The following is an 18,970-nucleotide window of genomic DNA, read 5'->3' as shown; positions in this document are numbered from 1 at the left end:
ATGTTCGACACTCTGGCCCGACCGGCCACCGTCAGCCGTACCGCCGTCGTCACGGGAGCTGCCTCGGAACGGGGCCTCGGCCGCGCGACCGCGGCGTTGTACGCCGAGCAGGGCTGGGCAGTCGTCGTCCTCGATCTCGACGGGGAGGCCTCGGCCAAGGTCGCCGCGGACATCGCGAATGCGTACGGCGTCCGGGCCTTCGGTCACGAGGTCGACGTGGCGGACGAGTCGTCGGTGGAGCGAGCTCGTGCGGCCGTGGCCGTCGAGGTCGAGTCGGGATCGCTCCCCACCGTGGGCGCCCTGGCGAACATCGCCGGCATCACGTCACCGGTGCCGTTTCTCGAGACCACGCTGGACCTGTGGAACAAGGTGATGGCGGTCAACGCGACCGGCACCTACCTCGTCACGAAGGCCTTCCTCCCCGCGATGATCGATGCCGGGTGGGGACGCGTGGTCAACATGTCGTCGGTGTCGGCTCAACGCGGCGGCGGCGTGTTCGGCAAGGTGCCCTACTCCTCGGCGAAAGCGGCGGTTCTCGGTTTCACCAAGGCGCTGGCCCGCGAGATCGGACACACCGGGGTCACGGTGAATGCTGTCACTCCGGGCGCCGCGGACACCGCCATCCGGGTGGGGAGCACGCCCGAGCAGGAGCAGGCGATCGCCGACGGCATCCCGGTGGGACGCGTCGCCACTGCTCGTGAGGTCGCCGCGATCATCACGTTCCTGTCGTCGGAGGACGCGTCCTACCTGACGGGCACCACATTGGACATCAACGGGGGAAGCCACATGCACTGACCGGGTCGGGCGTTCAAGCCTTGTCGAGGAAGTCCACCCTGGTCGCGTCCACGGCGGATCGCATCATCGCCGCGAGACCGGGGTGCTCCACGAGCCCCGGGTCCCGATCGACGACGTCGCGGGCGAAGGTCTGGGCCGCGGTGATGATGTCGAGGTGATCGAGAAGTGACAACAGTCGCAGGGTCGTCGTGGTGCCCGACTGCGCTGCGCCCAGCACGTCACCCTCCCGGCGTTGCCGTAGATCGAGAACGGCGAGCTCGAACCCGTCGGTCGTCGCCGCGACGGCGTCGAGCCTCGCGTAGGTGGGGGTGCCCGGTGCGAGCTCGGTGAGCAGGATGCACAGACCCTGGTGGCCGCCACGACCGATGCGGCCACGAAGCTGATGCAGCTGACTCACGCCGAACCGGTCGGCGTCCACGATGACCATGACCGTGGCGTTGGGGACGTCGACACCGACCTCCACCACGGTGGTGCAGACGAGGACGTCGATGTCGCCGTCGTTGAACGCGGACATCACCTCGTCCTTCTCCTCCGTGGGCAGCCGCCCGTGCAGCAACCCGACGCGCAGGTTCGCCAGAGCGCCGGCGCGGAGCGACTCGTACACATCGACCGCCGACGCGGTGTCCGGAGTGTCCTTGCCGAGATCCTCGGGCTTCTCGTCGCCGATCCGCGAACACACCACGTAGGCCTGGCGGCCGGCCGCCACCTCCTCGGAGATCCGGCTCCACGCTCGCTCGACCCAGGCAGGTCTGTGCTGGGCGGGAACGACCGAGGTGCGGATGGGCGCGCGTCCGCGGGGAAGCTCACGCAGGGTGGACGTCTCGAGATCGCCCAGCGTGGTCATGGCGATCGTCCGCGGAATGGGCGTGGCCGTCATGACCAGCAGGTGCGGGCTGACGCCCTCTCTCGCCTTCGCGCGCAACGCGTCCCGCTGCTCGACTCCGAAGCGGTGCTGCTCGTCGACCACCACCATCCCGAGGTCGAAGAACGACACCGTGCTCTGGATGAGTGCGTGAGTGCCGATGACGATGCCTGCGTCTCCGGTCACGATCGACAACAGCGCGGCACGTTTCGCGGCCGTCGACATCGATCCGGTCAGCAGCACCACTCGGGTGGCGCGGTCGGGCGCACCCAGTTCCCCGGCCGTCGCGAGCGCCCCGAGTTGCCGCGTGATCGACCGGTGGTGCTGTGTGGCGAGCACCTCGGTGGGTGCCAGCAACGCGCACTGCAGTCCCGCGTCCACCACCTGCAGCATGGCGCGCAGAGCGACGATCGTCTTGCCCGATCCCACCTCACCCTGCAGGAGCCGGCTCATCGGCCGAGTGCGGGACAGGTCGCTCTCGATCTCCTCGGCGACCTCCTTCTGCCCGTCGGTCAGCTCGAACGGCAGCACCTCGTCGAAGGCGGCGGCGACACCGTCGGCCACGCGCGCGCAGGCCGGCGCCGTGCGCACTGCCACCGAGTGGCGCCGTTCGGCGAGCACCAACTGCAACGCCGTCGCCTCGTCGAAGCGCAGACGGTAGCGCGCGTTCTCGATGTCGTCCTCGGACTCCGGAAAGTGCACGACCCGCAGTGCGTCGTCGAGGCTCATCAGCGCGTGCTCGGCGCGCACCGTCTCGGGCAGCGGATCCTCGACGCGATCGAGCTGGTCCAGGACCTGACGCACGCAGCGCAGGAAGGTCCAGCTCTCGACCTCCCGCGTCGCCGCGTACATGGGAAGGAACGGAAGCGACAGCATGGACATGTTCACCGCACCGGAACTGTCCGTGGCGCCGCGAGCCATGCCGGCGAGCTCGCCACCGCCGTGCGGGCGCCCCACCAGGTCGTCCTCGTCGCCCTCGAGCATCAGGTAACCTGGGTGGTTCAGCGACCAGGACGTCCGGAACCACTTGACCGTGCCCGAGAACATCGCGCGCGACCCCACCGTGATGTTGTGACGCACCTTGTGACCGTTGAAGAAGGTGGCGGAGACGTTCTGACCGTCGCACGTGAGCACGACCTTGAGCATGTGGCCCTTGCGCGCCTTCATGGGCACGAGGTCCGCCTTGGACACCGTCCCCACGACGGTGATGCGTTCACCGTCGTCCGGGTCCTTGCGGGCCAGCTCCTGACCCTGTGTCACGTAGCGGAAGGGGTAGTGACGCAGCAGGTCCTCGACCGTGACGAGACCGAACGCCGTCTCGAGCGGATCGGCGGCCCTGCGACCCAGTACGTGGTCGAGCCGGTCACCGAGCTGAACCACCGCGCTGCTCCCGTCCTGATGCTGCCGCCATCTGTGCGACCATTCCACCAGGCACCTGCGGCATCGGCGCGTGCGGGCCGGTTTGGACTCGGGGCACCCGAGCGGCTAGTCTTGCAGGGTTGCGTCTGACGCGTCCGGCATGCCCGGAGGTATCGGGCGCAGTTGTACGAAGATCTTGCCCCACACCGGCCACGGTTCGAATCGTGTCCCGGTCTCACCTCGAATACCAAGGAGTTCGCGACTATGGCTGCCGTCTGCGACGTATGCGCCAAGGGACCCGGCTTCGGTAAGTCGGTTTCGCACTCGCACCGCCGTACCAACCGTCGCTGGAACCCCAACATCCAGACCGTCCGCGCGCAGGTCGCGCCGGGTAACTCTCGTCGGCTCAATGTGTGCACCTCGTGCCTCAAGGCCGGCAAGGTGGTCCGGGGCTGACGTTCCCGCACGACATTTTCACGGCAAGGCCCCGATACCTCGGTATCGGGGCCTCTGTCATCTCCGGCGACTCTGTCGTTTCCGGAGCCGAGCAGTCCTGGTCTAAGTTCGAACGATGACCGAATCAGTCGACCCCCCGGCCACGTCCCCCGTCACCGTCGAGGACGGTGTCCTGTACGTACGGGTGGCGACGCCCCGCGGCGGCAACGTGCTGAACGGCGAGGCGATGGCCGCAGGCGCTGCGTCGCTGTCCGATCTCGACGAGTCCGTGGGCGCCGTGCTGCTCGTCGGCGCCGAATCCAACTTCTGCGCCGGTGGCGACGTGCGGGCCTTCCACGGAGCGCCCGACAGAAGCGCGTTCGTCCGGCAGCTCGCCGACACCTTCCACGATTTCGTCCGCGCGCTCACCTCGGTGTCGGTCCCCGTCGTGGCGGGAGTACCGGGCTGGGCAGCGGGCGCGGGCATGTCGCTCGTGTGTCACGCCGACATCGCGATCGGCGGTCGATCCACCCGGCTCCGTCCCGCGTATCCGGCGCTCGGCTTCACTCCGGACGGCGGTCTGACGTGGGCTCTCCCCCGCATCATCGGCACCCGCCGCGCGCGCGACATCCTGCTCACCGACGGCGTTCTCGGCTCGGACGAGGCCTACCGCCTGGGTCTGCTGACACGGTTGGTCGGTGACGACGTCATCGCATCGGAGGCCGAGCGGGTGGCGCGCTCTCTCGCGGCCGGGCCCACCGAGGTGTCCCGTGCGACCAAGCGGTTACTGCTCGCCTCGGACTCCGCGACGCTGTCCGATCAGCTCGACGCCGAGACCGACTCGATCTCTCACCAGGCGTCCACCGCGGACGGCATCGAGGGTGTCGACGCCTTCGTGGAGAAGCGCCGGCCGTCCTTCGGCCACTGACGGCCGCCTCAGTCCAGACGCCAGTCGACGGGTTCCTCGCCCAGCGTCGCGAGATGGTCGTTCACGGTGCTGAACGGCCGTGACCCGAAGAACCCCCGCGACGCGGACAGCGGTGAAGGATGGACGGACTCGACCGTGGGCGTGGACCCGAGCAGCGGCGTGGCCGTCGCGGCGTCGCGTCCCCAGAGGACCGCGACCAGGGGGCGGCCGGGTCGGTTCACCAGAGCGGTGATCGCCTGCGCCGTCACCGCTTCCCAGCCCTTGCGCCGGTGCGACGCCGCCTTGCCCGGTTCCACGGTCAGAACACGGTTCAACAGGAGCACACCACGATCGGCCCACGGAGACAGATCACCGGTGGTGGGCGTCGGCAGGCCGAGATCGGCGCTGTACTCGGTGAAGATGTTCGCGAGGCTGCGCGGGACCGGCCGCACGTCGGGTGCGACCGAGAAGCTCAGTCCCACAGCATGTCCCGGCGTCGGGTAGGGATCCTGTCCCAGCACCAGCACACGCACCTCCTCGAACGGGCGGCTGAAGGCGCGCAGCACGTCCTCCCCGGCGGGCAGGTAGCCTCGCCCGGCGGCGTTCTCGGCGCGCAGGAAGTCGCCCATCCGGGCGATGTCGTCGGCCACCGGACCGAGCGCGGACGCCCACCCCGGATCCGCGACGGGCGCCGTCACGACAGCACGCGCAGCGCGCCCCGGTAGTACTCCGCATTGGCCTTGTACATCGCGACGTTGACGTCCACGTGCCCCTCCGCCACCTCGTGGCTCTCGCGGACCTTGGCCGGAACCCCCAGTGCCATCCGGCGTTCGGGCACGACGGCGTCGAAGGGGACCACGGCGCCGGCGCCGACGATCGCGCCGGATCCGATGGACGCGCCGTTGAGGACGACACTGCCCGACGCGATGAGGACCGCGTCTCCGATGGTCGCCCCCTCGACGTGCGCGTTGTGCCCGACGACGCACCCGGCGCCGATCACGGTCGGATGGATCGGCGTGCAGTGCACGACGGTGCCGTCCTGAATGTTCGTGTCCTGCCCCACGGTGATGGTCCCGTAGTCGCCGCGCAGCACCGCCCCGGGCCACACCGACACTCCCGCAGCGAGTGTCACCGCACCGATGACGACGGCATCGGGATGCACATAGGCGGTGGGGTGGATGTCGGGTTCACGGTCACCGAGTGCGTAGACGGTCATGGCTCCAGCATGTCATCCGGTCAGATCCTTCACCATGCACACCGACTGCTCCTCGTGCCGGTAGAGGCCGAACTTCGGTACGAGCGGTCGATACCCACTCGAGGTGTAGAGGCCGATGGCCTCGGGTTGACGCAATCCGGTCTCGAGGACCAGTCGTAGCCGGCCAGCGTCGCGGGCGGTGTCCTCGATCGTCCGCAGCAGGGCACGCGCGACGCCCGCGCCTCGCGCCTCGGTGCGGACGTACATGCGCTTGATCTCCGCGTCGCCGGTGCGCAGGCCCTCCGCCTCGGGTCCTCCGTGCTCGTGGGTCCGCCAGCCGCCCATACCGACGACGGCGCCGTCCAGGTCGGCCCGCAGCATCACGCCGTGCGGCGGCAGGAACTCTCGGACGTCGAGCGGCGTCTCGTCGGGGCCGCCGTAGCGGCGCACGTACTCCTGCTGGACCTCGTCGATCATCGCGACCACGTCCGGGTCGTCGAGCCGAGTGGTCGTGACCGTCAGAAGCTCGTCCATGCCGCAGGTCCTTCCCATCGCACACCGTCCACCGTGACTCCTGTTCCCGCACTCACGGATCCGATCCGGCGCCAGCCGGTCGGCACGTCGTCGGAGGCGAAGGTCGCGAGCAGCACGTGGTCCTCCCCGCCGCCGAGAGCCCAGTGCAGCGGGTCGACGCCGAGTTCGGTGCCGGCGTGCACCACGTCCTCGGGGATCTCCATGTCGGCCGACGAGATGTCGAGCCGCACAGCGGACATCGCCGCCAGATGTCCCGCGTCGCCGATCACGCCGTCGGACACGTCGCACATCGACGACGCTCCCGCGCGCGCCGCGGCCGGACCGTCGGCGGGATCGGGCGTCGGGACGCGATGTGCTGCCAGCAGATCCGGGTGGGTGGTCGAGCCCGCCTCGTACAGTGCCCACCCGGCAGCGGACCGGCCGGTGGGTCCGGACAGTGCGAGCACGTCCCCCGGCCGGGCACCGGACCGCAGCACCGGGGGTCGACCCTCGAGGTCACCCAGCGCGGTGATCGACAACACCAGCCGGTCCCCTCCCGTGACGTCCCCGCCGACGATCGACGCGCCGACTCGCGTCGCCTCCGCCCACAGACCCGCGGTGAGCGCGTCCACGTCCGACACCGCGGTGGTCGACGGGCACGACATCGAGACGAGGAATCCCGTGCACCGCGCGCCCATCGCGGCGATGTCCGCGGCGTTCTGCGCGATGGCCTTTCGGCCGACGTCGTGGTGACTCGACCAGTCGAGGCGGAAGTGTCGACCCTCCACCAGCATGTCGGTCGTGACGACGACGCGGGAATCGGGGGCGGCGATCACCGCCGCGTCGTCCCCCGGCCCGATCGCGACCGATGGGGGGTGGACACGGCCGGCCGTCGCGCGGCCGATGAGTGCGAACTCACCGAGGTCCCCCACCGTCCCGGTCGCGGGATCGTCCGCCTGTGACACAGAACTCCTCCATCACCGTCGTGGATCACCGTCGTGCAGCATCCCACGGGGCCTCGTCGTCGTCACGCATCCGGGCCCCCGTCAGGGCGCGGGTAACGTTTCCGCCGAGACCGTTCGACACGAGGGAGCACGATGACGCAGGACGAACCGACCGCGACGGACGAGTCGGCCACGGGTCTGCACCCCGCTCTGATCGCCACCGCGATCGCCCTGCCCGTCGCGCTCGTCGTCGGCATCATCGTCGCGGCGGTCATGGCGAACAGAACTCCCGTCCGCGAGCCCGTCGCTCTCGGCGCGGTCCCCTCGCCGCTCGCCGAGAGCACCCAGTGCGCGACGTTGCTCGGCGCACTGCCCGAGACGTTCGACTCGTTCACTCGCGCCGAGCTGGCCGACCCCGCGCCCGTGGGTGCGGCCGCCTGGCAGTCCGAGGACGTCACCGACCCCATCGTGCTGCGGTGTGGGCTCGAGCGTCCGGCGGAATTCGATCAGGCCGCCGCTCTCGACGTCGTCGACGGCGTGCAGTGGTTCCGGGTGTCGGGCGCGGATCAGGGCCTCGCCGCGAGCACGTGGTTCGTCGTCGACCGGGGCGTGTACGCCGCGGCCACCATCCCCGACGGCACGGGCCCCACACCGATCCAGGCCCTGTCTGCCGCGGTGTCGGGAGCCCTTCCGCAGACGCCGCTGGACCCCGCTCCGATCAACTGATCCGGCAGGGCCGACCTCTCACCGCAGTCCGGTCCCCCGTGCGAGCGCGGTGTCGACGAGAGTGCCGACGAGCTGCGAGTAGCCGACGCCCGTCGCCTCCCACATCCGCGGGTACATCGAGATGGCCGTGAAGCCGGGCATCGTGTTGATCTCGTTGATCACCGGACCGTCGTCGGTCACGAAGAAGTCGACGCGCGCGAGACCTTGCAGATCCAGCGCAGCGAAGGCACGGACCGCGATCTCCCGCAGCACCGTCGAGACGTCGTCGTCCAGCAGGGCCGGGATGTCGAACTCGACCACGTCGTCGAGGTACTTGCTGTCGAAGTCGTAGAACGTCGCACCACCGGCCGACGCCGAGGCCTCGTCCATGCGGATCTCGGCGACGACGCTGGCGCGGACGGAGCCGTCCGGCATCTCCAGCACACCGCACTCCACCTCGCGGCCGACGATGGCGGCCTCGATCACGACCTTCGGATCATGTTCTCGCGCAACCGCCACCGCGTCGTCCAACTCGTCCCAGTCGACGATGCGCGTGATCCCGATCGACGATCCGCCGCGGGCCGGCTTCACGAACGCGGGAAGACCGATGACGTCGCGCTCGTCGGAGGTCAGGGTCTCGCGATCGCGGCGCAGGACGACCTGGCGGCCGACGGGAAGGCCCTCGGCCGCGAGCAGCTTCTTGGTGAACTCCTTGTCCATCGCCGCGGCGCTCGCGAGGACTCCCGGTCCCACGTAAGGGACGCCGGCGACCTCGAACAGCCCCTGGACCGTGCCGTCCTCGCCGTAGGCACCGTGCAGCACCGGGAAGACGACGTCGACCGCACCGATGTCCTCGGCAGTCCCGTCGACGGAGCGCGTGATGCGACCGGGGTTCTCGGGATCGACTCCGAGAGCGAGCGGGACGCCCGCACCGGCGACCGACGGGAGAACCCGATCCCGGATCTGCAACTCCGTCGGGTCGGCGGTGCCCTCGACCCACGTTCCGGCGCGCGTGATCCCGATGGGGATCACGTCGAAGCGGTCGGAGTCGAGGTGACGCATGACGCTTCCTGCCGAGACGCAGGAGACGGAGTGTTCGTTGCTTCGACCGCCGTAGATCACGGCGACCTTGATGGGATCGGTCACGTGAGCACCGTACCGGCGAACCCCGGACGAGGCGTGACGCGCACCGCCGCGGTTCACTCCGGCTTGTGACGACGCCCCAGGAGGCTGTGGACGGCGTCCGGAACGGAGAGGCCCTCGTGGCAGACCCGGTGGACCGCGTCGGTGAGCGGCATCTCCACGTCGTAGGCCTCCGCGAGAGCTCGGATGGATGTGCACGACTTCACACCCTCGGCCACCTGACCGTGCGCCGCTTCCTGCGCACTCTCCAGCGAGCCACCCGACCCCAGCCGCTCGCCGAACGTGCGATTACGCGAGAGCGGGGACGAGCACGTGGCGACGAGGTCACCCACCCCGGCGAGACCCGCGAGCGTCGACGGGTTGGCGCCGAGCGCGACACCGAGACGGGTCACTTCGGCGAGACCGCGGGTGATGATGCTGGCGACCGAGTTCTCCCCGAAACCGATCCCCGCCGCCATGCCGCACGCGAGGGCGATGACGTTCTTGCACGCACCGCCGATCTCGCACCCGATGACGTCGGAGTTCGTGTACGGGCGGAAGTAGCTGGTGGCACACGCCGACTGGAGCGCGATCGCGCGATTGGAGTCCGGGCACGCGATGACCGTCGCGGTGGGTTGCTCGGCGGCGATCTCCTTGGCGAGGTTCGGTCCCGACAACGTGCCGACGCGACTCGGGTCCGCACCGGTGACCTGACAGATCACCTGCGACATGCGCATGAGGGTCCCCGTCTCGATGCCCTTGGCGAGCGAGAGCAGGGTGACGTCCGACCCCATCAGCGGTGCCCATTCCGCCAGGTTGGCGCGCAAGGCCTGCGAGGGCACCGCGAGGACGACCGTGCAGGCCCCGTCCAACGCCTCCGCGGCGTCGTGAGTCGCTCGAATGGCCGACGGCAGTGCGACTCCCGGAAGGTAGTCGTCGTTCCGGTGGTTCTCCTGGATGGACGTCGCGAGTTCCTCTCGACGCGCCCACATGGTCACGTCGGTGCCCGCGTCGGCGAGCACCTTCGCGAACGCGGTTCCCCACGAACCGGAACCGAGCACCGCTGCCTTGACCATGACCCAGCCTTTCCTCGATCGACACGAGGCCGTCGCCCGCTCGGCAGCCCTGGCGGCTCACAGTAGCGATGTCGGAGGCCTGCCGAACGAAGTCGGCGGTAATGACTGCTGGCAGGATCGACGGTCATGAGCACGCCCAGTCGACCTCCGACCGACACCGCCCCACGGCGCGGTGTCCATCTCGTGCTCGCGGTGAAGAACCTCGTCGACGCGAAGAGCCGACTGTCCACGACCTTCCCCGGCGACGAACGCGCCGAACTCGTGCTGGCGATGTTGCGCGACACCGCGTCGGCCGCCGCAGCGGCGGACGTCGTCACCGGATGGTCGGTCGTCACGCCGGACTCTCGCGTCGCGAGCGTCGCCGTCGCCCTCGGCGGACACACGGTGTCCGAACCCGAGTCGGGTGCCGCCACCACCGTGGAGCGACTCAACCGCGCCCTGTCCGCAGCGGACGACGCGATCAGTGACGCCCACGGCGGCGACGTGATCGCCCTGCAGGCCGACCTCCCCGCCCTGCGCACCGCGGAACTGGTCGCGGCCTACGCCGCCGCTCCCCCGGACACCCGCTCGGTGGTGATCGATCACACCGGAACCGGAACGTCGGCCCTGATCGTGCGGGGTCGCCCCCGGCGCCTCGAACCACGGTTCGGTCCGGACTCGGCCTCGCGCCACGTCGATTCCGGGGCGTTCCCTCTCCGCGGCACCTGGCCGGGTCTGCGTCTGGACGTGGACACGGCGGACGACGTCCGCGCCGCCCTCGACCTGGGGGTGGGGCCGCACACCGCCGCGCTGCTCGCCGAGCTCGGCTGGACCGCCGCGCGCTGACACGGCCGGGCGAGGCCCGTCGCGAATTCGGCGGGTGCACGCGGTCGACTACTCGCGCACGGCCCGCGTGAGGGATGATCGACGCGTGACCAACGAGGCGACCGAAAGCACGACCGACGCCCCTTCCCGTTCCGGGGCCCCCACGAGTTCCGCAGCACCCGGTGACGCCGTCGACGGTGAGTGGAGCGCGCCGCTGGCCAGCCGCGCACCCTCCGCACCCACGGCACCGCCGGCCGCGACATCGGACACCGCGGTGCCGGTGGACCTGCTCCCGGAGGACCGCTATCTCAACCGCGAGTTGAGCTGGCTCGACTTCAACTCACGGGTGCTGGCACTCGCGGAGGACTCGTCGCTGCCGCTGCTCGAGCGGGCGAAGTTCCTCGCCATCTTCGCCAGCAACCTCGACGAGTTCTACATGGTGCGGGTGGCCGGCCTCAAGCGCCGCGACGAGACCGGGCTGTCCGTCCGCTCCGCCGACGGACTCTCCCCCCGCGAACAGCTGGCGTTGATCGCCCGGCGCACCCAGGAGATCGCCGACCGTCACGCCCGCACCTTCATCGACCGCATCCTGCCGGAGCTGGCGAACGAGGGAATCTCGGTCATCCGGTGGTCGGAGGTCACCTCCGACGAGCGGACTCGTCTGACACGGTATTTCACCGAGCAGGTGTTCCCCGTCCTCACCCCGCTGGCCGTGGATCCCGCCCACCCGTTCCCGTACATCTCCGGACTGAGCCTCAATCTCGCTGTGACGGTGAAGGACTCGACCACGGGCGGCGAGCACTTCGCCAGGGTGAAGGTCCCGGACAACGTCGATCGGTTCGTGCAGTTGCACCGAGGCGACGTCGGCGCCGTGCCCGCGTTCCTTCCCATGGAGGAGCTCATCGCGGCGCATCTCGACGTTCTGTTCCCGGGACTCCAGATCGTCGAGCACCACGCCTTCCGCATCACGCGCAACGCCGATTTCGAGGTGGAGGAGGATCGGGACGAGGACCTCCTGCAGGCCCTCGAGCGCGAACTCGCGCGCCGCCGTTTCGGATCGCCCGTGCGCCTCGAGGTCGCGGACGACATGACCGACCACATGCTCAGCCTGTTGCTGCGCGAGTTGGACGTCGATCCCGGCGACGTCATCCAGGTGCCGGGACTGCTCGATCTGTCGTGCCTCATGCAGCTCTACGGCGTCGACAAGCCCGTCCTGAAGGACGCACCGTTCGTGCCGGCGACGCACCCCGCCTTCGGAGAGCGCGAGACGCCCAAGTCGATCTTCTCCACGCTGCGCGACGGGGACGTGCTGCTGCATCACCCGTACGACTCGTTCTCCACCAGCGTGCAGCGCTTCATCGAGCAGGCGGCAGCCGATCCACACGTGCTCGCCATCAAGCAGACCCTCTATCGGACGTCGGGCGACTCCCCCATCGTCAACGCGCTGATCGCCGCGGCGGAGGCCGGCAAGCAGGTCGTGACTCTCGTGGAGATCAAGGCGCGCTTCGACGAACAGGCCAACATCGCCTGGGCACGCAAACTGGAGCAGGCCGGCGTGCACGTGGTCTACGGGTTGGTCGGCCTGAAGACCCACTGCAAGACGTGCCTCGTCGTCCGCCGCGAAGGCGACACCATTCGCCGGTACTGCCACATCGGCACCGGCAACTACAACCCCAAGACCGCCCGGCTCTACGAGGACGTGGGTCTCATCACGGCCGCCGACGAGATCGGCGCCGACCTCACCGACCTGTTCAACTCGCTCACCGGTTACTCGCGCAAGGAGCAGTACCGGAACCTCCTCGTCGCGCCGTTCGGTGTGCGGGCGGGAATCGTCGAGCGCATCGAGGCCGAGGTGCGTGCGCACAAGGACGGCGCGAAAGCCCGAATCCGCCTGAAGGCCAACGCACTCGTCGACGAGCAGGTGATCGACGCGCTGTACTGGGCGTCCACCGAGGGCGTCCAGGTCGAGGTGGTCGTGCGCGGTATCTGCGCTCTCAAGCCGGGCGTACCCGGTCTCAGCGAGAACATTCAGGTGCGGTCGATTCTCGGACGGTTCCTCGAACACTCGCGTGTGTTGCACTTCGAGGCGATCGACGAGTTCTGGATCGGCAGCGCGGACATGATGCACCGCAACCTCGATCGACGCGTGGAGGTCATGGCTCAGGTGAAGGACCCGAAGCTGTCCGGTCAGCTGAACTCGATGCTCGACTCGGCCATGGACGTCACGACCCGCTGCTGGGTTCTGCAGTCCGACGGCGCCTGGACGGCGTCCCCCGCGAGCGGCGAGACGGTGCGGGATCACCAGGTGTCCCTCATGCGCCAGCGTCGCTACACCGGATCGTGAGGTGGGTCGATGAGCAGCTCACGCGCATCGAAGACGCCTGATCCGGTCCAGGCCGCGGGTGCGGTGCTGTGGCGTCCGGGCCCCGAGGGCGACGAGCCGATGGTGGCGCTGGTGCATCGACCGCGCTACGACGACTGGTCCCTTCCGAAGGGCAAGGTCGAGGCCGACGAGGTACCCGCTGTCGCCGCCGTCCGAGAAGTGTGGGAGGAGACCGGTTTCCGGTGCGTTCTCGGACACGGTCTCGGAACCACCACCTACCCGCTGCCGCGCTCGAAGAAGATCAAGCAGGTGGACTACTGGGCAGCTCGAGTCGTGGACGGCGAGTTCGCCGTCAACGACGAGGTCGACGAACTGCGGTGGCTCACACCCGCCGAGGCTCGTGATCTCGCGACCTACGAGGCGGACCGGGACGTCGTCGGCCGTTTCGCGCAGCACCCGGTCCCGACGAGTACTGCTGTGCTGGTGCGCCATGCGCGGGCGGGGAGCAAGGCTCGCTACAAGGGGGACGACGCCGAACGGCCTCTCGACAGCGTCGGGGTCCGCCAGGCGGCCGCACTGGTTCCTCTGATCCAGGCCTACGGCGGCACCGACGGATTCACCGCCGAGCGTGCTCGGTGCGTCCAGACCATCGCGCCGTGGGCCGAGTCCGTCGGAGTCGATCTGGCCCTGGAGCCCACGCTGACCGAGGAGGGGTACGCGCAGGATCCCGACAAGGGACGTCAGCGCGCACGCGAGATCATCGCCTCGACGTCCGGCGTCCCGGTGATCTGCAGTCAGGGCAAGGTGATTCCGAACCTGATGGAGTGGTGGGCCGAGAGCGACGGCGTCGAACTCTCCCGCACCCGATCACGCAAGGCCAGCGTCTGGGTGCTCAGCTTCGTCGGTGGTGTGCTGGTGGCAGCGGACTACACCGATTCGCCACTCCCGCGTAGTCGGCACGACTGAACTGCCGGTACGGCCGACACGAACGCGAAGGAGCCCCGGACCGATGGTCCGGGGCTCCTTCGTGCCGAACGGGAACGTTACTTGCGTGCAGTACGTTTCGCCGGCGCCTTCTTGGCGGGCGCCTTCTTCGCGGGCGCGGCCTTCTTGGCCGGGGTGGTCTTCTTGGCTGCAGCCTTGGCCGGTGCCTTCGTCGCCGTGGTCTTCTTCGCGGCGGCCGTGGTGGTCTTCTTGGCTGCCGTCTTGGCGGGTGCCTTGGTGGCGGTGGTCTTCTTGGCTGCCGTCTTGGCCGGTGCCTTGGTGGCCGTGGTCTTCTTCGCCGCCGTCTTGGCCGGTGCCTTGGTGGCCGTGGTCTTCTTCGCCGCCGTCTTGGCGGGAGCCTTGGTCGCCGCCTTCGCGGGAGCCTTGGCCGCGGTCTTCTTCGCCGCCGCCGTCTTCTTCGCTGCCGCAGTCTTCTTCGCGGGGGCTGCGGAGGCGCCACGCTTCACGGCGGGGCCCGTGGCGGACAGCTTCTGGCCACCGGCGATGACGGCCTTGAACTGAGCACCGGGACGGAACGCGGGAACGGACGTCGGCTTGACCTTGACGGTCTCGCCGGTGCGCGGGTTACGAGCGACGCGGGCCGCACGGCGACGCTGCTCGAAGACACCGAAGCCGGTGATGGTGACCGACTCGCCGCGGTGCACGGCGCGCACGATGATGTCGACGATGTTCTCGACAGCGTCCGTGGCGCTCCGGCGATCCGCGCCTGTCTTCTCGGTCAGGGCGTCGATCAGTTCTGCCTTGTTCATCGGTGATTCCTCCGCATACTGATTGGCCCGTCGTCGGACCGACTGAGTACCACGGTAAACCGGAAGTGCGCTCGAGTCCACGAGCCACGCCAAAACAGTCTGTTCGGCTGTAATCGTCGCAGCCACAATGAGTGTCGCGGGAAGGACCTTTTCGGCCCGGAATCACCGAGCCTGATCGGGCGCCGGAAGTGTCTTCGGCTTCCATTCCGGACGCGACTTCTCGAACTCGGAAATGGCCTCTACCTGGCGCAACGTCAGCGCGACGTCGTCCAGCCCCTCCAGCAGACGCCACCTCGTGTAGTCGTCAATATCGAAGCGCACCACCAGTGTTCCGGCGCTGATCGTCTTCGTCTCGAGGTCGACGGTGAGTTCCGTCCCGGGGCGCTCGTCGAGCAATTTCCACAGCAGTTCCACATCCGATTGCTCGACAACGGCGGCCAGCAGACCCGCCTTTCCGGCGTTTCCGCGGAAGATGTCGGCGAATCTGGACGCGATCACGGCCCGGAATCCGTAGTCCGAGAGTGCCCACACGGCGTGCTCCCGAGAGGACCCGGTGCCGAAATCGGGTCCGGCGACGAGAACCGAACCCTTGTCGAACGGCGGGGTGTTGAGGACGAAACCGGGATCGGTGCGCCACCCCGCGAAGAGCCCGTCCTCGAAACCCGTTCGGGTCACGCGCTTGAGGTACACGGCGGGGATGATCTGGTCGGTGTCGACGTTGCTGCGGCGCAGCGGGACACCGATTCCGGTGTGCGTGGTGAACGATTCCATGACGAGCTCCTGACGGGGCGTACGAGGGACGGGGCGGACGGATTCTCGGTCGACTCAGCCGAGATCGGCGGGAGCCGACAACCGTCCACGCACCGCGGTGGCGGCGGCGACGGCCGGCGAGACGAGGTGCGTACGGCCGCCCTTGCCCTGGCGCCCTTCGAAGTTGCGGTTCGACGTCGAGGCCGATCGCTCACCCGGAGCGAGCTGATCGGGATTCATGCCGAGACACATCGAGCACCCCGCCTGGCGCCATTCCGCCCCTGCGGCAGTGAAGATCGCGCCCAGTCCCTCGTCCTCGGCCTGTGCGCGCACGCGCATCGAGCCGGGAACGACGAGCATCCGCACACCGTCGGCAACGGTACGGCCGTCCAAGATCTTCGCTGCCACACGGAGATCCTCGATCCGACCGTTGGTGCAGGACCCCAGGAAGACGGTGTCGACCGCGATGTCGCGCAACGGCGTGCCCGGCTCCAGACCCATGTAGGTGAGCGCCTTCTCGGCGGACTGACTCTCGCCCTCGTCGAGGATCTCGGCCGGATCGGGTACCGACGCACTGAGGGGGGCGCCCTGACCAGGGTTGGTGCCCCACGTGACGAACGGAGTCAGCGCCGACCCGTCGATCCGCACTTCCTTGTCGAAGACGGCACCGTCGTCGGTGACGAGCGTGGACCAGTCGGCGACGGCCTGCTCCCACAGCTCACCGGAGGGAGCGTGCGGCCGACCCTTGATGTACTCGAACGTGATCTCGTCGGGGGCGATCATGCCCGCGCGCGCGCCCGCCTCGATGGACATGTTGCAGATGGTCATCCGCGCTTCCATCGACATCTTCCGGATGGCCTCGCCGCGGTACTCGATGACGTAGCCCTGCCCACCGCCCGTACCGATCTGTGCGATGACCGCCAGGATCAGGTCCTTGCTGCCGACGTCGTCACCGAGCTCGCCGTCCACCGTGACCGACATGGTCTTGAAGGGGCGCAACGACAGTGTCTGGGTCGCCAGCACGTGCTCGACCTCACTGGTGCCGATGCCCATCGCGAGGGCGCCGAACGCGCCGTGCGTCGAGGTGTGGCTGTCCCCGCACACGACAGTGGTTCCCGGCTGCGTCAGACCGAGCTGGGGCCCGATGATGTGCACGATGCCCTGCTCGATGTCGCCCATCGAGTGCAGGCGGATGCCGAACTCCTCGCAGTTGCGCCGCAGGGTGTCCACCTGCGTCCGGGAGACGAGATCCGCGATCGGCTGGTCGATGTCGACCGTCGGGACGTTGTGGTCCTCCGTCGCGATCGTCAGATCGGGCCGTCGCACGGGCCGACCGGCCAGACGCAGTCCGTCGAACGCCTGCGGGCTGGTGACCTCGTGCACGAGGTGGAGATCGATGTAGACGAGATCCGGCTTGGTCGCGTCACCCTCACCACCGCCGCGAACGACGACGTGCTGATCCCAGACCTTCTCCGCCAGGGTCTTCGCTGCCATGACTCCACCTTTCGACCGACGACGATCACCATCTCACGTTGTGAGACGCTAGTATCGCTACATGGGACAGCATAGCGGCATCGGCGTTCTGGACAAAGCAATGAGCGTTCTGCAGGCTGCGTCACTCGAACCGTGCAGCCTCGCCGACCTGTGTTCCGCCACCGGACTCCCCCGCGCCACCGCGCATCGGCTCGCCATCGGACTCGAGACGCACCGCATGCTGAGCCGCGACGCCGACGGACTGTGGCGACCGGGGCCGGCGCTCGCCGAACTCGCGCACACCGCCGAGGACCCCCTTCTCGACGCCGCGGCCACGGTGCTGCCACGGCTGCGCGAGATCACCGGGGAGAGCGTGCAGGTCTACCGCATCGACGGCACGGTGCGCGTGTGCGTGGCCTCCATGGAACCTCCCACCGGGCTGCGCGACACCGTGCTCGTCGGCGCCCGCCTCCCCCTCACCGCCGGCTCCGGCGCCAAGGTGCTGTTGGCGTGGGCCGACCCCGCACTACAGCGCAGCGTCCTCCCCGACGCCGCCTTCGGTGAGCGGGTGCTCGCCGAGGTACGCAAGCGCGGCTGGGCGCAGAGCGCCGCCGAGCGCGAGCCCGGCGTCGCCAGCGTCGCCGCACCGATCCGCGGACGCGACGACCGCGTGGTCGCCGCGATCTCCGTGTCCGGCCCGATCGACCGCATGGGGCGCCGCCCCGGAGCGCGCTGGGCCGCCGACCTTCTCGCGGCCGCGGACGCCGTGCAGAAACGCCTCTGAGGCGGAGCGTCTCTGCCGGGCTACCGGAACTCGTGCACCGTCGGCTGCGGCGTGGACAGCCAGTTCCTCACGTTGCCCCGGTGCAGGCGCAGCACACCGCCCACCATGCCCACCGCGGACTTGGCGAGGTACTTGCGGTTGCCCATCATCGCGATGGCCGTTGCTCGGCCGAAGTGGTTGATGAACGCGCGCTCGGTGACATAACTGCCGAATCCCTCTGCTGCAGCACGGATGCAGAAGTCGACGTCCGCACCCCACCCCGTGGACCCGAAATTGCGTTCGTCGTATCCGCCGAGCGCCAGCCAGGTGTCCTTGGTGATGGTCATGGCGGTTCCGTCCACGGCGTAGCACTTGCGGTACCGGTCGACCGGAACGTAGTCCTCGGCCGGCCCGGAGTATGTCGTCTTCATGTCTCGGTGGCCGTACGCGTCGTCGTAGACGGGCACGACGATGCCTGCATCGGTCGGCAGTTGCGGGTCGGTCACCGCGTCGAGGAACCCGCGGGACAATCGCGTGTCGTTGTTCAGCGTCATCGCATGGGTGTGGCCGTCGCTGAAGGCGATGCGGAACCCGAGGTTCGATCCGCCGGCCCAGCCGAGATTGCGGCCGGGCGTGACGACGCGCTCGTCGGCGAGCGGGACGTAGTCACCGCGGTTGTCGATGATCACGAAGGTGGCGTTCTCGCGCCGCAGATCCTGGACCACAGCGTGGGTGTAGTCGATCTGGCCGTAGACGGGAACAGCGATGAGTAGTGAGGACACCCAGTGAACCTACGACACACCGACACGGCCTCACCACCGGAGCGTGAGGGCACGGCTTCCCCGGAAACGACTCGAGGACCACCGCATCGCGGTGGTCCTCGACTGTTGTAGCCCCGACGGGATTCGAACCCGCGCTACCGCCTTGAGAGGGCGGCGTCCTAGGCCGCTAGACGACGGGGCCAGGATCTTCATCTGTGAATCAGGTGGAGCAACCGGAAGAGCATAACCGGCCGAGAGCATCCGACGAAATCGGGTGTTTCTCTGCTGGGGTACCAGGACTCGAACCTAGAATGGCGGTACCAGAAACCGCTGTGTTGCCAATTACACCATACCCCAATGGCCTGGTCCGGCCGCGTTCTCCGGGCCGTTTCGAGCCGTGGAGAACACTACCAAACACCATCCCGCATT

19 protein-coding genes and 2 tRNA genes are annotated in these 18,970 nt (G+C 68.8%); 8 read left to right on the top strand and 13 right to left on the bottom strand.

The genetic code is table 11. The annotated features are described in order from the left end of the window. Complete coding sequence (locus QE397_RS07225) at positions 1-795, top strand: SDR family NAD(P)-dependent oxidoreductase (RefSeq protein WP_307092568.1); 795 nt, start codon at positions 1-3, stop codon at positions 793-795. Between the two features lie 13 nt (positions 796-808). Here QE397_RS07225 and recG read toward each other — a convergent pair whose 3' ends face one another. Continuing rightward, entirely contained in the window at positions 809-3,037 is a 2,229-nt protein-coding gene (recG, locus tag QE397_RS07220) for an ATP-dependent DNA helicase RecG (protein WP_222637746.1), read from the bottom strand. Positions 3,038-3,280: 243 nt separating this feature from the next. Between recG and rpmB the strand changes: the two genes are divergently transcribed. Both rpmB and QE397_RS07210 read left to right on the top strand, forming a co-directional pair. Then, a complete protein-coding gene (rpmB, locus tag QE397_RS07215; RefSeq protein WP_042576517.1) occupies positions 3,281-3,472 on the top strand; it encodes a 50S ribosomal protein L28 in 192 nt (63 codons plus the stop codon). A 115-nt stretch (positions 3,473-3,587) separates the two neighbouring features. After that, positions 3,588-4,379, top strand: coding sequence for an enoyl-CoA hydratase/isomerase family protein (locus QE397_RS07210; protein ID WP_222630710.1), 792 nt, complete (start codon positions 3,588-3,590; stop codon positions 4,377-4,379). Between the two features lie 8 nt (positions 4,380-4,387). Here QE397_RS07210 and QE397_RS07205 read toward each other — a convergent pair whose 3' ends face one another. From QE397_RS07205 to QE397_RS07190, 4 genes are read right to left on the bottom strand one after another with little or no spacing between them, the layout of a single operon-like run. Then, positions 4,388-5,056, bottom strand: coding sequence for a uracil-DNA glycosylase (locus tag QE397_RS07205; protein WP_307092563.1), 669 nt, complete (start codon positions 5,054-5,056; stop codon positions 4,388-4,390). Further along, the gene (locus QE397_RS07200; RefSeq protein ID WP_307092562.1) at positions 5,053-5,574 is read right to left on the bottom strand and encodes a gamma carbonic anhydrase family protein; all 522 of its coding nucleotides are present in this window, start codon (positions 5,572-5,574) and stop codon (positions 5,053-5,055) included. The genes QE397_RS07205 and QE397_RS07200 overlap by 4 nt, the downstream gene beginning before the upstream one ends. Positions 5,575-5,586: 12 nt before the next feature. Continuing rightward, positions 5,587-6,087 carry a GNAT family N-acetyltransferase gene (locus QE397_RS07195; protein WP_037187035.1) on the bottom strand — a complete coding sequence of 167 codons (501 nt, stop codon included), beginning with the start codon at positions 6,085-6,087 and terminating at the stop codon, positions 5,587-5,589. Continuing rightward, positions 6,072-7,031, bottom strand: coding sequence for a thiamine-phosphate kinase (locus QE397_RS07190; protein ID WP_056445450.1), 960 nt, complete (start codon positions 7,029-7,031; stop codon positions 6,072-6,074). The genes QE397_RS07195 and QE397_RS07190 overlap by 16 nt, the downstream gene beginning before the upstream one ends. Positions 7,032-7,163: 132 nt before the next feature. On the opposite strand from QE397_RS07190, the gene QE397_RS07185 reads away from it, so the two are divergent. Next, a complete protein-coding gene (locus tag QE397_RS07185) occupies positions 7,164-7,736 on the top strand; it encodes a DUF3515 domain-containing protein (RefSeq protein ID WP_027506997.1) in 573 nt (190 codons plus the stop codon). Between the two features lie 18 nt (positions 7,737-7,754). Here the strand turns inward: QE397_RS07185 and QE397_RS07180 are convergent, their stop codons facing one another. Further along, positions 7,755-8,861: a D-alanine--D-alanine ligase family protein gene (locus tag QE397_RS07180; protein ID WP_307092557.1), complete on the bottom strand. Its 1,107-nt coding sequence runs from the start codon at positions 8,859-8,861 to the stop codon at positions 7,755-7,757. 53 nt (positions 8,862-8,914) lie between these two features. Then, entirely contained in the window at positions 8,915-9,913 is a 999-nt protein-coding gene (locus QE397_RS07175; RefSeq protein ID WP_027506999.1) for an NAD(P)H-dependent glycerol-3-phosphate dehydrogenase, read from the bottom strand. Positions 9,914-10,039: 126 nt separating this feature from the next. On the opposite strand from QE397_RS07175, the gene cofC reads away from it, so the two are divergent. The 3 genes from cofC (at position 10,040) to QE397_RS07160 (ending at position 14,006) form a co-directional block, all read left to right on the top strand. Next, positions 10,040-10,738 carry a 2-phospho-L-lactate guanylyltransferase gene (gene cofC, locus QE397_RS07170; RefSeq protein WP_027507000.1) on the top strand — a complete coding sequence of 233 codons (699 nt, stop codon included), beginning with the start codon at positions 10,040-10,042 and terminating at the stop codon, positions 10,736-10,738. A gap of 193 nt (positions 10,739-10,931) precedes the next feature. Beyond that, positions 10,932-13,061, top strand: a complete 2,130-nt coding sequence (locus tag QE397_RS07165; RefSeq protein WP_231476464.1) for an RNA degradosome polyphosphate kinase — start codon at positions 10,932-10,934, stop codon at positions 13,059-13,061. Positions 13,062-13,070: 9 nt separating this feature from the next. Next, on the top strand, positions 13,071-14,006 hold the full coding sequence (locus tag QE397_RS07160; protein ID WP_056445456.1) for an NUDIX hydrolase: 936 nt from the start codon (positions 13,071-13,073) through the stop codon (positions 14,004-14,006). A 77-nt stretch (positions 14,007-14,083) separates the two neighbouring features. On the opposite strand, the gene QE397_RS07155 is transcribed toward QE397_RS07160, so the two are convergent. From QE397_RS07155 to leuC, 3 genes are all read right to left on the bottom strand, one after another. Then, positions 14,084-14,794 carry an HU family DNA-binding protein gene (locus QE397_RS07155; protein WP_307092546.1) on the bottom strand — a complete coding sequence of 237 codons (711 nt, stop codon included), beginning with the start codon at positions 14,792-14,794 and terminating at the stop codon, positions 14,084-14,086. A 162-nt stretch (positions 14,795-14,956) separates the two neighbouring features. Further along, entirely contained in the window at positions 14,957-15,565 is a 609-nt protein-coding gene (gene leuD / locus QE397_RS07150) for a 3-isopropylmalate dehydratase small subunit (protein WP_027507004.1), read from the bottom strand. Positions 15,566-15,619: 54 nt separating this feature from the next. After that, a complete protein-coding gene (gene leuC, locus QE397_RS07145; RefSeq protein WP_204867952.1) occupies positions 15,620-17,038 on the bottom strand; it encodes a 3-isopropylmalate dehydratase large subunit in 1,419 nt (472 codons plus the stop codon). 61 nt (positions 17,039-17,099) lie between these two features. On the opposite strand from leuC, the gene QE397_RS07140 reads away from it, so the two are divergent. Further along, a complete protein-coding gene (locus QE397_RS07140; RefSeq protein WP_027507006.1) occupies positions 17,100-17,801 on the top strand; it encodes an IclR family transcriptional regulator in 702 nt (233 codons plus the stop codon). Between the two features lie 20 nt (positions 17,802-17,821). Here the strand turns inward: QE397_RS07140 and QE397_RS07135 are convergent, their stop codons facing one another. From QE397_RS07135 to QE397_RS07125, 3 genes are all read right to left on the bottom strand, one after another. Next, a complete protein-coding gene (locus QE397_RS07135; RefSeq protein ID WP_222630698.1) occupies positions 17,822-18,562 on the bottom strand; it encodes a glycosyltransferase family 2 protein in 741 nt (246 codons plus the stop codon). A gap of 108 nt (positions 18,563-18,670) precedes the next feature. After that, positions 18,671-18,743, bottom strand: a tRNA-Glu gene (locus QE397_RS07130). An 83-nt stretch (positions 18,744-18,826) separates the two neighbouring features. Then, positions 18,827-18,898 (bottom strand) — tRNA-Gln (locus tag QE397_RS07125). Between the last annotated feature and the right edge of the window lie 72 nt (positions 18,899-18,970).

It is taken from the genome of Rhodococcus sp. SORGH_AS_0301 (assembly GCF_030818285.1).
Lineage (GTDB): Bacteria > Actinomycetota > Actinomycetes > Mycobacteriales > Mycobacteriaceae > Rhodococcoides.
This window is presented reverse-complemented; position numbering and strand designations above follow the sequence as displayed.

Coding starts and splice junctions, on each gene's coding strand:
- QE397_RS07225 (WP_307092568.1), top strand. CDS start 1: ATGTTCGACACTCTGGCCCGACCGGCCACCGTCAGCCGTACCGCCGTC.
- rpmB (WP_042576517.1), top strand. CDS start 3,281: ATGGCTGCCGTCTGCGACGTATGCGCCAAGGGACCCGGCTTCGGTAAG.
- QE397_RS07210 (WP_222630710.1), top strand. CDS start 3,588: ATGACCGAATCAGTCGACCCCCCGGCCACGTCCCCCGTCACCGTCGAG.
- QE397_RS07200 (WP_307092562.1), bottom strand. CDS start 5,574: ATGACCGTCTACGCACTCGGTGACCGTGAACCCGACATCCACCCCACC.
- QE397_RS07195 (WP_037187035.1), bottom strand. CDS start 6,087: ATGGACGAGCTTCTGACGGTCACGACCACTCGGCTCGACGACCCGGAC.
- QE397_RS07185 (WP_027506997.1), top strand. CDS start 7,164: ATGACGCAGGACGAACCGACCGCGACGGACGAGTCGGCCACGGGTCTG.
- QE397_RS07175 (WP_027506999.1), bottom strand. CDS start 9,913: ATGGTCAAGGCAGCGGTGCTCGGTTCCGGTTCGTGGGGAACCGCGTTC.
- cofC (WP_027507000.1), top strand. CDS start 10,040: ATGAGCACGCCCAGTCGACCTCCGACCGACACCGCCCCACGGCGCGGT.
- QE397_RS07160 (WP_056445456.1), top strand. CDS start 13,071: ATGAGCAGCTCACGCGCATCGAAGACGCCTGATCCGGTCCAGGCCGCG.
- QE397_RS07155 (WP_307092546.1), bottom strand. CDS start 14,794: ATGAACAAGGCAGAACTGATCGACGCCCTGACCGAGAAGACAGGCGCG.
- leuD (WP_027507004.1), bottom strand. CDS start 15,565: ATGGAATCGTTCACCACGCACACCGGAATCGGTGTCCCGCTGCGCCGC.
- leuC (WP_204867952.1), bottom strand. CDS start 17,038: ATGGCAGCGAAGACCCTGGCGGAGAAGGTCTGGGATCAGCACGTCGTC.
- QE397_RS07140 (WP_027507006.1), top strand. CDS start 17,100: ATGGGACAGCATAGCGGCATCGGCGTTCTGGACAAAGCAATGAGCGTT.